A 14,020-nucleotide genomic window follows, 5' to 3' on the forward strand; every position below is an offset into this window, starting at 1 on the left:
AACGCTTCCATTATTAATCAAACACATCGTCCTGCCTCAATATTATCAAGGATTCTTGTCATGATTTTTGAAATCAAGAATAGCAATTACAAACATGCCAAAGCTTAGCATCAGGGAAATAACTTCGAAAGTACCCATTCATACATCGCCTCCTTATATCCAGCTTCTCCTGATCAGAGATTGTCCTATACAAGAAAAAGATGAAGCAGCGGCTTTTAAACAAAAAATAAGCAAACCCAATCAGGGTCTGCCCTTGTACTCCATTCGAATTTCTTTTCAAAAGACGGATTGCTGTTAATAACCAAGTTTTTTTTCTACAACGTTCATTAGGGGTTTACCGTCAGAAAAAAGCTTTAAATTTCTCAGGAATAATTCCATCACGCGGTCTAGGTGCTTGGAAGAGTTGTAAGCATTATGTGGGGAAACCATGACATTTTCCAGCTGCCAGAAAGGGTGTTCCTTAGGTAAAGGTTCTACTTCAAACACATCCAGAGCCGCTCCTGCTATGTGCCCATTGCTCAAGGAATGAATTAAATCTTCATCCACAATCGTATTACCTCGGCCGACATTAATTACATAGCTGCCTTTTTTCATTTTATTTAAGCGTTCTTTATTAAAAAAGTATGAAGTATCTTTTGTAAACGGAAGGGCCAAGACGACAAAGTCGGACCTTGAAAGGACATCATCCACTTGATCCATTCCCATTATCAAATCAGCAGGTTCATATTCTGTGTTCCTCTTGGAGGGGTTCCGACGGCACCCAATAACGGTCATACCCAGTGCTTTACATCTCTTTGCTATCTCATAGCCAATATCACCATACCCAATTATCCCCACTGTCGCATTTTCAAGATCTTTCACTGGAATTTCAACCCACATTTTGTTTATTTGATTTCTGATCATTGTCGGTACGCCTCTTGCTAACGAAGATAGCATCGCAATTGTATGCTCGGCTATCGGGACAGATGTGCAGCCTTTGACATTGGTGATGATGACATCGCTGTTTTGTATATCTTCATTCAGCATGGCCTCCACTCCAGCACTGTCTGAATGGACCCATTTAATCTTTGGAGCTTTTTTTATAATGTTAAGATTATCATGAAGCCCCAGCGTATATAGGACATCAAACTTTGTTAAATCAACCGTTGGCTGTGGTTCGGGTTCGCCGAATTCCCATGGCTCGACAACAACTTCTGAACAAATCTCCTTAAACTGATTGATGTATTTTTCCGGTATATCGACCCTGATATAAAGTGAAGGTGCTGTTTTCTTAGAAGCGGACATTATAAAACCTCCTCAAGAACCTACGATTCCTTTTTCCCTCTTTTACGGGAAGGCAATCCGTTGGGATTATACCATGCCGTGCTTCATGGTCACTTCAAGAAATCTGGTTGCTCTTTTCTGATCCTTTCCCACAGAGGCTGGAAACTCAGCCATCCCTCATATTCCGTTCCCGTTTGTTCTGCAGTCAATTTTGCATACTCTTCTTCTATAAAAATCGGCTTACCTACAGATTCAGCCATTATCTGTGCTTGACATGAACGTTCCATCGTTATGAACCACCAAGCAGCTGAATCTACAGATTGTCCGACCGTTAACAATCCATGATTGCGGAGGATGACAGCTTTGAATTGACCTAAAGCCTTAGCGATGCGTTTACCTTCTTCGGATGCATAAACCACACCTGTAAAATCATCAAATAATGCATGATCATTGTAAAATTGGCAGGCATCTTGCGTAATCGGATCTAACAATCTCCCTAAGGAAGACCATGTCTTTCCATAGACCGAATGAGCATGTGCCGCTGCAATCGCATCCGGCCGCGCTTTATGAATTTCAGAATGAATGGCAAAGGCTGCACCATTAACTGAATGTTCACCCTCTACAATATCACCTTTATGATTAACCAATATAAGATCCGAAACGGAAATTTGACTAAAATGCATCCCAAACGGATTGACCCAGAAATGGTCTGTATATTTAGGATCACGGACCGTAATATGGCCTGCTATCCCTTCATCGAAACCAAACTTTGAAAAAAGGCGGAATGAAGCTGCCAAACGTTCCTTCCGGTGATTGCGTTCTTCTTCCATTGTATTGAATGTTGCCGGTTGCAGGGAAATTGTCTTTGTCATATTTCTTTCCTCCTCGAATCTTTTTCCGTTTTTTTGCTGAAACATCAATTAGCCATTGTGTCCATGTCTGCTTTGCCCTTTATATCTTGCTGTACTTCACATTTGTTTCTGTGATCATTATTCGGACTTAGGAGAGTGATCGTAGTAATGACGACAAAACTAGTAGCGAGCCCGTACAGAATTGGTTGAGTGGAGGAAGGTCCATTAATCACCAATCCGACAATGATAACGATCATGCTGGCGAGAATCGAGTAAAATGCCGCTGTAGCCGTGACCCTTTTCCAAAAGAAACCAAGGATGATCGGAAAGAACACCGCACCGGATAAAATTGCGTAAGCTACATCCAATGCAACTAAAATATCTTGAATCCATATCGAAACGATTATGGTCAATACACCAATCGTTAAAGTTGTAATTCGGGATGTTTTTAAAAATTGTCGTTCACTCATTTTTGGACCAATATATTTTTTAATGATGTCATTAACAACTAAAGTGGACGAAGCAAGCAAAGTACCTGAAGCTGTGGACATAAGGGCAGATACCACACTCGCAATGACAACCCCCAATAGACCAGCAGGTAAAGTTACCATCGCTATACTGGTAAATGCATTTTGGGGATCGCCTAAATCAGGAAGGATAATAAAGGCGCACATTCCAATGATACTGATTGCAATCGCATAAAAAACACTATATAACCCCGCTCCAATCGTTCCGCCACGAGAAACAGCTTTGGTTCGTGCGGTGAATAAACGCTGCCAAATATCTTGGCCAACAACTACCCCGAGGGTAAATAATAGGAAATATTGAAAAATCGTCTCTCCGCCAATATTTCCTAACTCAAAATGTGATGCCGGGAGATTCCCTTTAAGAGAGCCCCACCCTCCTGCCTTAGAGATGCTCATCGGAAGCATGATAAAGAAAATACCGATCGTCATGATGACGAATTGCACGACATCAGTCATGGTGACTGACCACATACCTCCTAATATTGTATAAAATAAAACGATCCCGCCCCCGACTATCATGGAAACCGTTAAATTCCAACCAGCCAAAACATGTAAAATTGTCCCCATCCCTATCACTTGCGTTACAGTCAGCATGAATGTATAGATAACAGAGACAAGGGCACTGATCAATCTTGTCTGAGAGTTGTAGCGCTTCTCAAGCATTTCACTGATCGTCAATACTTTTAAATTAAATATCTTATTTGTTAAAAACAGCCCAATAGCGATAATGCCGAGCCCGATCATCACCACTAGCCAAATACCGGATATCCCAAACTGATAACCTAACTTTGCTGTTCCTAGAGTGGAAGCCCCCCCTAATATAACAGCAGCTAAACAGGATAAATACATAAAATGACCAAGATTGCGTCCTGCCACAATGAAATCATCTGCTGTTTTTGCCCGTTTGGATCCGATTACTCCCACAATGATTAAAACAGAAAAATATAGAATCATGATCGATATATCCAAAATATGCATGTACACATCTCCTTTTGGGCTTGTATTGTTCTTATCGCTTTGTAAAGAGGGAAGAAAGGACTTTACCGCTTCCTTCCTTCTCTACAGTTAAATGAGGAAACTAATTATTAAGCTGCGTTTCCAAATCTCCTACTCTCTCTTTCTTCTCCATTTTCCCTTTTTTTGCGAGTGCGATGAGTGTGATGAATTCATAGACAATATTAGCAGCTGCGGCAGCCGTGATTTGTCCGTGATCGTATGATGGTAAAACCTCAACAAGATCGAATCCAACAAAATCTATATTCGTCAATCCTCTCACCAAGGCTAAAGCATCATCAATGCTGGCACCGGAAACTTCTGGAGTCCCCGTCCCCGGAGCATAAACCGGATCTAAAAAATCAATGTCAAAAGATAAAAACACCGGACCATTCGCAACACGCTCATGAATGACCCTTAGCATCTTTTCGACCCCGATACGCTTATAATCGTTTGTCGTGTAAACTCCCAAACCTAAATCCCGGGCATCCTGAAGATCTTCGGGTCCGTACAGACCGCCCCTCATACCAATTTGAAGAGATCGCGATACATCGATGAGCCCCTCTTCTATTGCGCGGCGAAAAACGGTTCCGTGATTATACTTTTGATCAAAATAACTATCCCAAGTGTCAGAGTGGGCATCGAACTGAAGCAGGGCAACGGGTCCATGTTTTTTTGCGATTGCACGTAACTCCCCTAGTGTAATGGAATGATCGCCTCCCAATGAAATCGGAATGATCCCTTTTTCAATGACGGGGGTAAGCTCTTCTTCGATCTTTTTATATGTTTCCGAAATATACCCCGGGATGATCGGAACATCCCCATAATCTATTCCTGATATATAGTCAAAAATATTAATATCTTGTTCTGGATTATAAGGACGTAAAAGGATTGAAAAATCGCGAATGGCTTCTGGTCCGAATCTCGCACCCGTCCTAAACGATTGCCCGGAATCAAATGGAATTCCCGTAATGACAAAATCCATATTTTCATCTATCTGTTCAACAAATGGGAGCCGCATAAACGTACGCACTCCACAAAAACGGGGTGATTTGAATGAGTCTTTCGGTTGATACTTCGTCATGTAACATCCTCCTAAATTCTAATTCTACTATTAGTTTTTTCACTCCATTGCATTTGCAGATGTCATACAAACTTCCATCTATTCTAATAGAATGGATATTCATAACACCCTTGTTTGGAAATTCTCTTCTTACCTTTTACATAAGCAAGATTCAGGCCAACTATTTCGCTGCGTTATATAAGGCTTTTCATTATTTTGTTTCACCAAATGATTAAAAACTTAATCATTTTCTTGTTTTTTGATTTAAATTTTGATTATTTAGACTTTTTGATTTATATTTTAATTAAGCAGCATCCCAAAACCCAAAGGAGCGTAACGTATGTACGATGATATGCTGGAGGAAGAACTAAATAAAATTATTGAAACATCGAATAATAACATTCTCATTACCGATCAAGATGGAATCATTTTATATTCCAACCCAAAGCTTTGGGAGATTTATGGTATGAAAAGCGACTCTTATATCGGTACCTCCGTCTATCAATTAGAAAGCGAGGGCCTTCTTGCACCTTCCATCAATGCGATTGTTTTAAAGGAAAAGAAAGCGAAACGCATAATGCAAGAAACAAAAACGGGTCATGTTGTCATGTCGACTGGCTATCCCATTTTTAATAAGGAAGGTCACCTCGTTAGGGTAATCAGCTATGGTCAGGATCAAACCGAGATCCTGCAATTGCAGGATCAATTTGAGCAATTACAACGAAAAGTTAAAGGCTATCAAACGGAAGTCGAGGATTTAAGAGAAAAGGAACTGGATTACCATTATCTGATTGCCAGAAGTAATGAAACGAAACATATTTTAAAAACGATCCATAATGTTTCAAAAACCGATGCCACGATTCTCTTATTAGGACCTTCCGGGGTAGGGAAAAGCACATTTGCCCGTGCTGTTCATGACCAAAGCAACCGAAAGAAAGAACCATTTATCGAAGTGAATTGCAGCACGATACCTGAAAGTTTGTTTGAATCAGAAATATTCGGCTATGAGGCGGGATCATTTACAGGGGCAAATAAGCAAGGGAGGCAAGGCCTGATCGAGCAGGCTGACAGCGGAACTCTTTTCTTGGATGAAATTGGGGAACTCCCACTTGCCATGCAAGCTAAATTACTGAAAGTACTACAGGAGAAAAAGATAAAGCGCATCGGTGGAAAAAAAGAAAACCATATTAACTTCCGCCTAGTTGCAGCAACTAATCAAGATTTGAAGGAGATGGTAAGTCAAGGTAAGTTTAGATTGGACTTATTTTATCGTTTGAATGTGATTCCCATCCAAATTCCGGCATTGCATGAACGTAAAGAAGATATCCCTCTCTTAATTCAGCATTACTTAGAAAAAACCAATGATAAATACCAGAAATACAAAAAAATCCATCCATCGACTTATGAAGTTTTGACCGATTACCATTGGCCCGGAAATATACGGGAATTAGAAAACTTAATTGAACGGTTAATCCTGACCATCGAAGAGCCAATTATATTTCCCGAACACCTTCCACAATCCATCACAGGGCAAGTGGAACCCCCTGAAGATTCCACCTTCCTCGCAATCGAACAGGAATGTGAAGAGAATTTCGATTTAAAGAAGACATTGGAAAACGTTGAAAGGCAATTGATTGCAAAAGCATGGAAAAAATGTAAAACCACATACGAAATGGCAGAACATTTGGGCATCAGCCAGCCAACAGTCATCTATAAATTAAAGAAATACAAAAAGTATTTGTAAATTCAGCTGGACTGAAATCCCCCGTAAACCATGAATGGTCCTTAGTCTTTAGCCATAGATGCTATTCAAGCTAAGGGCGCTTTTTTATATTTGCCGGCAATTCGAAGTGAAACGTATGAAGATTATCGGATTATTCCAATATAAAGGCCATCAAAAAAATCCACATTCAAGATGAATGGGATTCACAATATCACGTTTCCATATTTTAATGTTACAGCTTACATTAATTCAAACGGATGATCGTCAGTGAAGCTCCTGCAGATCCCCCACCTGTTAATACAACGGTAGCCACTAAACCAAATAGCTTAAGGAATATTATATCCCCTGCTGATAAATGTACAATTACATCATTGAAAAACCCTCTTAGTATGTTTGGCAAACTCCACTATATGTGGTTTTTTCACATCTTTGGTCGAAATGTAAAAAGGCTCCCATAAAAGGAAGCCATTCATTTACTAACATAACAATCTTGCCAAACATTTTTATGCATTCAAGCTTTTTTCCAATTTAGAACCGCAAGATTCGCGGATAATCAACTCATCTTTCAGAACGAATTTTTTCTTTTCAATGGTTCCGCCTTTCATTAAGGTCAGCAATAAGTTCGTTGCCTTTTTCCCTATTTCATACTTAGGCTGGTCAATGGTCGTCATATGCGGATTAAAAATCGATGCTATTTTCAAATTATCAAAACCTACGACAGCAATATCCTCGGGAACGCTCAACCCATGATCCTGGATTGCCTTTACAGCTCCCAGCGCCATTTCATCATTAAATACAAACACTGCTTCAGGCTTGTTTTCAAGCGATAATAATTTCACCATCTGGTCATAACCTGAGTCAATGCCATAATCCCCTTCCTGGATGTATTCCGGGTTTACTTTCAAGTGATGCTTCTTCATTGCCTGCTGGAACCCCCCTAGGCGATCCCGGCTAAGAATGATGTTCATAGGCGCTGTTATATGGGCAATCCGTCTATAACCAAGCTTGATTAAATGTTCCGTTACTTTTCTGGCACTGCTTACATTGTCGATCGAAACAGTTGGAATGTCCAGTCCGTCCACGTATTCACATGCCAATACAATCGGAAATTGATTTGATAGTTTTTCCAGGCTTTCCCTATTCATTCTAGCAGTAAGGAGTAACGCTCCATCTGCCTGCTTTTTGTAAAGCAAATCGATATATTCCTTTTCCCGTTCAATATCGTTCTCCGTGTCTCCCAATATAACCTGATAGCCATTTTCTACAGCTGTATGCTCAATGCCCCGAAGCACTTCGGAAAAAAAGGGTCTTGTGATATCCGGAACGACGACCAGAATGATCTTTGTCTCTTTAGTCCTGAACTGACTGGCAATCATGTGAGGCTTGTAATTCATCTCTTCAATCACCTGCAGCACCTTTTGTTTAGTTTCCTCGCTGACTAAATCCGGCTGTCTGAGCACTCTTGAAACGGTTGCAGGAGATACGTTGGCCAATTTCGCCACATCGCTCATTTTCATACTATTATCTCCACCTGCCTATTTCTTTTGTCATTTTCATTAAGTCCATTATAAAGTAATTTAGACTTCATGTTAAAACATCGAATTCTCTAGGCAATGTTTCTTTCAAAACATTCATGGATTTTTTCACGCCCGTTAGTGGTTCCATTGTCAAATCTTCCATTTCGAGAACGATGGGCCCTTCATAACCAATCATTTTAACAATAGTAAAAAACTCCTTCCACCAGCCACTGTCGTGCCCATACCCGAGTGCAACATAATTCCATGATCTACCTGCATATTGGTTCATTGGTTTCACATCAATCAACCCCTGGACGTCATATATCCCTCTTTCCAAGCGGACATCCTTTGCATGAATATGATAAACTGCGCTTCCTAAAGCCCTTAAAGCCGCAATGGGGTCGCCGCCCATCCAAAATAAATGACTCGGATCAAAATTCATGCCGATCGTATCACCGACTTCATGCCTCAATTTAAAGAGTGTTTCAGGATTGTAAACTAAATTGCAGCCTAGATTTTCGATGGCAACCTTTCTTACCCCGTTTTGTTTTGCCGTTGTCACAGCTTTTTTCCAATAAGGGAATGCCACTTCATTCCACTGCCAATCAAGCACCTCAAAGTGTGAGGGCAAAATGGGATGTGTCAGCCAATTTGGCGTCCTGTCACTTGGTCCGCCGCCAGGACACCCCGACATCATGACAACCGTTTCAACACCTAAAAGCCCAGCTAGCTGAAAGGTCTTATTAACAACGGCTTTATGCATCTCTCCTTCATCTGATGGATCAAGCTGATTGCCAGAACAATTCAACGCTGCAATGCTAATCCCCCTTACATTTAATTCATTTAAAAATTGCTTTCGTTTTACCGCATTGCCAAGAAGTCCATCGAGATCGAGATGTGGGGCCTTCGACCAATTGCCGCATCCTAGCTCCAGTGTCTCTATTCCCTGGTCCACACACGTATCCAGCATCTCTTCAAATGGCATGTAACCTAAAATATCAGTAACTAAACCAACCTTCATAAGTGCTCCTCCTCTATTAAACTAGCATCCCTTTCACATCGCTTAGTTCAAATTCAAATGATGTTTTGTTGCTTTCCTTTCAAGGTGACTCCATACAATCATAGAGAATAAAGCGGTTAAACCTAATGACCCCGCGAAATAAAATCCTGTAGAAATACCTAAATGAGAAATCAATATTCCTGCAATGAAAGGTCCAGCGAACATACCAATCGCGTAGATTGCTTGATACGCCCCCATGGCCGTTGCCCTTTTTTCAAGGGAAATTGTCTCTACCGCCATTCCTAAAAACAATGGAAAAAGAATGCCTAATGAGAATCCATTCAATCCTTGAATCAGAAAAAGCAGCCCTTTTGTTTCTGCTAATGGCGTACATGCTGTAAAAATGGCCGTTAGAGCAAAAGCTAGTTTCAGTAACTTCCATTGTCCGAATAATGGTACGAATATTTTCCCGCTAAGCATGGTGGCAACGGCATGAGGAATCATGAATGAAAAGATGACCATGCTGATCTCATCAGTATGGAGCCCAAGCTTTAAGGCAAATGCCGGGGTGAAGCCGAACATTGTCGAGAAGATGATGCCATGTGCGAGAATGGATAGAAATGATACTTTTAAAAGCGCCGGTTCAAGCATGACTGATAACAGTTCTTTCAATTGAATGGGCTCTTTCTGAAAATCCTCGTTTGATTCGTAAATAAAAAGCGAAAGGACGATACCAACGAAACCGATGATCCCGCCTCCCCAAAAAGGTGCGTGCCATCCCCATAAATCGACAATGTATCCGCTGACCACCATTCCAAGCAGCTGTGCCAGAACCACAGCTAACGAGATACTGCCCATCGCTCGGTGAAGATCATATTCTGAAAAGTAGCTGGAAAATAAAATGGTGAACGCTACCCATGTAGCGGCGGCAACGCCAGCTAAAGAGCGGGCCAAAAGGATCCAGCCTAAACTATCGGCCCATGCAAATGTCACGCAGCTCAACGTACTCACGACCATTCCAAAGATAATAAAAGGCTTTCTTACTTTTATGAGGTCGGATAGGATTCCGAACGGAAGCCTGAAGAGAAATTGCATCAGCCCATAACTGCCTAATACCATGCCGATAAATGTATAATCCCCTCCAATCATCTCAAGGTAAGGAGTCAAAATGGGAATATAAATGAAATTTGAAAACCAAAAAATAAAGCAGAGTATTAAAAACAAAAATCTATTACGTGCGGTATGTAACAAAGTCATTTCAACACTTCCTCTGACCAGCGAGCTATTTTTCACCTATGGTACCTTAGGCAAAAAGTGAATGTACAAAAAGGTGCCCGCAACATAATTGGGAACACCTTTTCATTCTTAAGCCTTTCCACTTGTATTGAACTCTGCAATTTTTCTCTTCACGACGGTGATGATAGCTTCTCTCGCTGGTGTGATGATGGCGCGAGGCTCATATACTGTACCTTCAACGGCCATTACTTCCCGAATGGTTTTTGCCCATACTTGTATGCTTTCGGTATTGACATTTATTTTAGCGTGTCCAAGTTCAATTGCTTTTTTGATTTGGTGCAGCGGTATACCTGAGCCTCCATGTAAGACAAGAGGCACATTCGTCATGTTCGAAATTAATTCCATTTCCTCAAAACCGAGTTTAGGTTCTCCTTGATATGGGCCATGAACGGAACCCAAAGCAGCCGCTAGTGCATCAATTCCCGTTTCTTTTACAATCCTCGTGCAATCATGGGGATCTGCATATTGAATACCGCCGACAAGGCCATCTTCCGTCCCACCGACTGTCCCCACTTCCGCCTCAACGGAAACGCCAATCTTTTGGGCATAGTCGACAACCATTTTGGTGATTTCAATATTTACATCTATTGGATGATGGGAGCCATCGATCATGACTGATGTAAAACCCGCATCTATCGCTTTCTTGCAGCGTTCCACATCCATTCCATGATCAAGATGAAGGGCAACCGGGACCGTAATGTCCATTTCTTCCATAAGGCTTTTTACCATAGCAGCAATCGTTTTAAATCCGCCAAGATAATCAACAAGCCTGTCCGATGCCGCAAGTATGATCGGCGCTCGTTCCTCATTGGCAGCCTTTAAAAACGACTGGGCGAATTCCAGACCATTAATATTATATTGACCCACAGCATATCTTTCTGCTTTTGCTTTTAAAAGCATCTTACTCATTGACACTAAAGGCATTATTCCATCACCCCCTTATTCCCGAGTTTATTTAGATCCACTCATACATTCTGTAGTGCAAAGTATTTCGAAATAACTTGAATTGTCGTTTCTTTTGCAGTCTTAATGGCTTCTTCAGCATCGAGTTCATAATATTCTGGACGGAACAATTCCACAGAGGCGACGTCAGAATAACCAATTCCCTTCAAGATGGATAATATGCTATCTAAATCTATGGCACCATGTCCAGGCCATACCCGGTCTTCATCCGTCAAAAAACCAATCGGAAAATCCTCTGTATCATCAATGTGTAAAATGAAGATTTTCTCCCCATCCGCTTTCTTCAAGTCTTCCAAACTGGAACCCATAGCATGGAAGTGAAAACAGTCCAGCACCAAACCAACATTATTACGGTTGACTGTTTCAACGATATCGTATGCCTGACCGAATGTATTCACAGTACATTGCGGATGCCCGACAAATTCCACTGCTATTTTAACGCCATACGGTTCAGCGATCTCGGAAAGTTCAGCCAATACTTCCACACAGCTGTTTTTAATATCTTCTTTCAATATTTTCGCTTCCGTTACAAGCGGAACCGCCACCACATATTTCACACCCAATTTCTCCGCCATGATCATCATTTTCTTAAATTCGGCTATTATCGCCTTATGGCCGTCTTTATCGCGGTTATTAAAGAATACGAGGGCGTTGAAGGCAAGTGGCTTAATATGATTTGCATTAAAAAATTCGGCCAGTTCTTCAATTGTGTGTTCTTCCAAATACTCAGGCAATTTATCCATGGTACGGATTTCGATATAATCGTAACCGTGTTTTTCACAGTGTTTGAGATCTTTGACCAAGTTGGAATTTTCAAGTGTGGTCGCTTGGTTGAAACAAAGTTTCATTCTGTCAGCCTCCAATTCTTTCTGCAAAACCCAATCCGTCTCTCATTTTTTGAAGCATAAGCTTACTTGACCAGTCTGCTTTGTCGATCCAAGCAAATACTGCATTTGTCGCGATACCGTCAAAATTCATTTCTTTCAGTTTTTTGAAGATCGTATCAAAGTCAACTTCCGCTTCGCCGATGTTCAAATGCTGGTGGACGGTTGCCTCGACACCTGGAGGATTGACGATATAACGGAGTCCGTTGGACGCTTTATGATTGAATGTATCAGCAAACAAGACATGTTGCAGGCGATCCCCGGCAGAATCGAACATAGGGGCAATATCGCCTTTACCATCATCATAGAAAAATGTGTGTGCTGTTGAATATACAAGGTTGATCCACGGACGATCAAGGGCACGGATCATATCCATAGCTCCCTCATGCGTTTCGATAAAATCGAATGGGTGTGCCTGCAAATTAAGTTTAACGCCTTCCCTTTCAAATACTGGAAGGAGCTCATCCATTGATTTAATGAATTTCTCTTCACAGATAACTTCATTGAATTTAGATCCGTTAAATTCACTATTCATCAAGTCAACATCCAATTCCACTGCCACTTCAATGGCGCGTTTCCAATTACGGACTGCGGCCTGGCGCCGTTCCTCATCAGGACCGGCCCAGTAGTAAAGCGGAAGCAAGGATGATATCTTCACACCTGCGTCGCTGCACCAGCGTTTCAAATTTTTAATCTGTTCCTTATCCACTTTAGGATATTTATAGAATGGACAAAAATCTTCCCTCGGTGACAGTTCGATAAATTCATAGCCTAGTTCCGCTGTTTTATCGACCATTTCTTTTAATGATAAATTGGCATACATCGTAGGATCCAAAGCTAGTTTCATGGTCTTTCCCCCTATAATTTATTTTTCGTTCAATGCATAATCACGTTCACTGAACAGTAATTTTTCCCGTATAAAAAACTGGCTTCTCTTCAAGGTCAACGGATTCTTTCTGTCCGGACTCTTGTGCTTTTACACAAGCATCAGCTGTTACAGCAGCAATGTATCCATCCCATGAAGTCGGACCATTCGGCTGACCTGTCTTTACAATGGAATCTATGAAATCCTGTAATTCTATGTCATATGCATCCCTGAAACGGTCCTTCCAATCTACCAAGATATCCGTGCTCCGTTTAGCGCCTTTCCTTGTTACGATGCTCGCTGGTTCAGGGAGATATGCAACACCGTCCTCACCAATGACTTCACATTGGATATCATAGCCATATTTACAATTCACGAATACTTCAGCTTGGATGACAATCCCACTCTTCGTTTCCATTATGATAAGTTGGGGATCTTTTAAGTTACCATGCGCGCGGCTGGCTTTCTTCGGGTAAATGACTTGAACTGATTTGTAATCATCGCTGATTAACCAATGCAATACATCAATCTCATGAATCAATGTATCAACGACCGCCATTTGCGTCGTATATTTTTCATCCACTTCTGGATTGCGGTGTACACAGCGGACCATAAGCGGCTCGCCAATTTCATTTCTATCAATGGCTTGTTTCAGTTGTACGTAACCGCTATCATAACGTCGCATAAAACCAACTTGCACCAAACGCTTCCCGTATTTCATTTCCGCTTCTGCAATTCTCCTGCAGCCTTCCGCCGTTGTCGCCAGTGGCTTTTCACAGAACACATATTTGCCAGCCTCAATTGCACTCAATACATTTTGCTCATGTGCTGGCCCCCAACTCGTAACAAGCACTGCATCGACATTTTCCGAGTTTACCAGTGATTTGTCATCCGGATATACAAGTGCTTCAAGTCCATATTGTTTCACGACCTGCCTTGCCGCCTCTTCATTCACATCGGTTACAGCCACAATTTTCCCTCCGGATAATTTGTCTGTAATTCTTTTAATATGCTCCCTGCCGATGGCACCCGTTCCTATTACACCAAAATTTAATGTCATGATCATATTCCTCCT

The 14,020-nt window shown here is 41.4% G+C and carries 14 protein-coding genes; 1 reads left to right on the plus strand and 13 read right to left on the minus strand.

Annotated features, from left to right (window positions below; all coding sequences use genetic code 11):
* Nucleotides 1-45 precede the first annotated feature (45 nt).
* The 5 genes from AC1DIV_RS10465 to speB form a co-directional block, all read right to left on the minus strand.
* The gene (locus tag AC1DIV_RS10465; RefSeq protein WP_220126990.1) at nt 46-138 is read right to left on the minus strand and encodes a putative holin-like toxin; all 93 of its coding nucleotides are present in this window, start codon (nt 136-138) and stop codon (nt 46-48) included.
* A gap of 156 nt (nt 139-294) precedes the next feature.
* Nucleotides 295-1,284 carry a D-2-hydroxyacid dehydrogenase gene (locus tag AC1DIV_RS10470; RefSeq protein ID WP_477576325.1) on the minus strand — a complete coding sequence of 330 codons (990 nt, stop codon included), beginning with the start codon at nt 1,282-1,284 and terminating at the stop codon, nt 295-297.
* 89 nt (nt 1,285-1,373) lie between these two features.
* Nucleotides 1,374-2,180, minus strand: a complete 807-nt coding sequence (locus AC1DIV_RS10475; RefSeq protein WP_318292758.1) for a class II aldolase/adducin family protein — start codon at nt 2,178-2,180, stop codon at nt 1,374-1,376.
* Nucleotides 2,180-3,619: a sodium:solute symporter family protein gene (locus tag AC1DIV_RS10480; RefSeq protein WP_477576327.1), complete on the minus strand. Its 1,440-nt coding sequence runs from the start codon at nt 3,617-3,619 to the stop codon at nt 2,180-2,182. The genes AC1DIV_RS10475 and AC1DIV_RS10480 overlap by 1 nt, the downstream gene beginning before the upstream one ends.
* Before the next feature lie 100 nt (nt 3,620-3,719).
* Nucleotides 3,720-4,718 carry an agmatinase gene (gene speB, locus AC1DIV_RS10485; RefSeq protein WP_251541088.1) on the minus strand — a complete coding sequence of 333 codons (999 nt, stop codon included), beginning with the start codon at nt 4,716-4,718 and terminating at the stop codon, nt 3,720-3,722.
* 319 nt (nt 4,719-5,037) lie between these two features.
* On the opposite strand from speB, the gene AC1DIV_RS10490 reads away from it, so the two are divergent.
* Nucleotides 5,038-6,441 (plus strand): sigma-54 interaction domain-containing protein, encoded by a 1,404-nt coding sequence (locus AC1DIV_RS10490; protein ID WP_252268663.1) that lies wholly within the window; start codon nt 5,038-5,040, stop codon nt 6,439-6,441.
* A gap of 223 nt (nt 6,442-6,664) precedes the next feature.
* On the opposite strand, the gene AC1DIV_RS10495 is transcribed toward AC1DIV_RS10490, so the two are convergent.
* The 8 genes from AC1DIV_RS10495 to iolG all read right to left on the minus strand — a co-directional run bounded on the left by AC1DIV_RS10495 (nt 6,665) and on the right by iolG (nt 14,005).
* Nucleotides 6,665-6,820, minus strand: coding sequence for a BclA C-terminal domain-containing protein (locus AC1DIV_RS10495; protein WP_252268660.1), 156 nt, complete (start codon nt 6,818-6,820; stop codon nt 6,665-6,667).
* A 103-nt stretch (nt 6,821-6,923) separates the two neighbouring features.
* Nucleotides 6,924-7,937: a LacI family DNA-binding transcriptional regulator gene (locus tag AC1DIV_RS10500; protein ID WP_063596665.1), complete on the minus strand. Its 1,014-nt coding sequence runs from the start codon at nt 7,935-7,937 to the stop codon at nt 6,924-6,926.
* Between the two features lie 67 nt (nt 7,938-8,004).
* On the minus strand, nt 8,005-8,958 hold the full coding sequence (locus AC1DIV_RS10505) for a sugar phosphate isomerase/epimerase family protein (RefSeq protein ID WP_477576329.1): 954 nt from the start codon (nt 8,956-8,958) through the stop codon (nt 8,005-8,007).
* A 42-nt stretch (nt 8,959-9,000) separates the two neighbouring features.
* The gene (locus tag AC1DIV_RS10510; RefSeq protein ID WP_477576330.1) at nt 9,001-10,194 is read right to left on the minus strand and encodes an MFS transporter; all 1,194 of its coding nucleotides are present in this window, start codon (nt 10,192-10,194) and stop codon (nt 9,001-9,003) included.
* A gap of 108 nt (nt 10,195-10,302) precedes the next feature.
* Nucleotides 10,303-11,157, minus strand: a complete 855-nt coding sequence (gene fba / locus AC1DIV_RS10515; RefSeq protein ID WP_477576332.1) for a class II fructose-1,6-bisphosphate aldolase — start codon at nt 11,155-11,157, stop codon at nt 10,303-10,305.
* Between the two features lie 41 nt (nt 11,158-11,198).
* Nucleotides 11,199-12,044: a 2-keto-myo-inositol isomerase gene (gene iolI / locus AC1DIV_RS10520; protein ID WP_477576334.1), complete on the minus strand. Its 846-nt coding sequence runs from the start codon at nt 12,042-12,044 to the stop codon at nt 11,199-11,201.
* Between the two features lie 4 nt (nt 12,045-12,048).
* Nucleotides 12,049-12,927: a sugar phosphate isomerase/epimerase family protein gene (locus AC1DIV_RS10525; RefSeq protein WP_063596660.1), complete on the minus strand. Its 879-nt coding sequence runs from the start codon at nt 12,925-12,927 to the stop codon at nt 12,049-12,051.
* Between the two features lie 46 nt (nt 12,928-12,973).
* Complete coding sequence (iolG, locus tag AC1DIV_RS10530) at nt 12,974-14,005, minus strand: bifunctional inositol 2-dehydrogenase/D-chiro-inositol 1-dehydrogenase (protein ID WP_477576336.1); 1,032 nt, start codon at nt 14,003-14,005, stop codon at nt 12,974-12,976.
* Nucleotides 14,006-14,020: the final 15 nt, after the last annotated feature.

This window comes from Peribacillus sp. 05N428 (assembly GCF_056397085.1).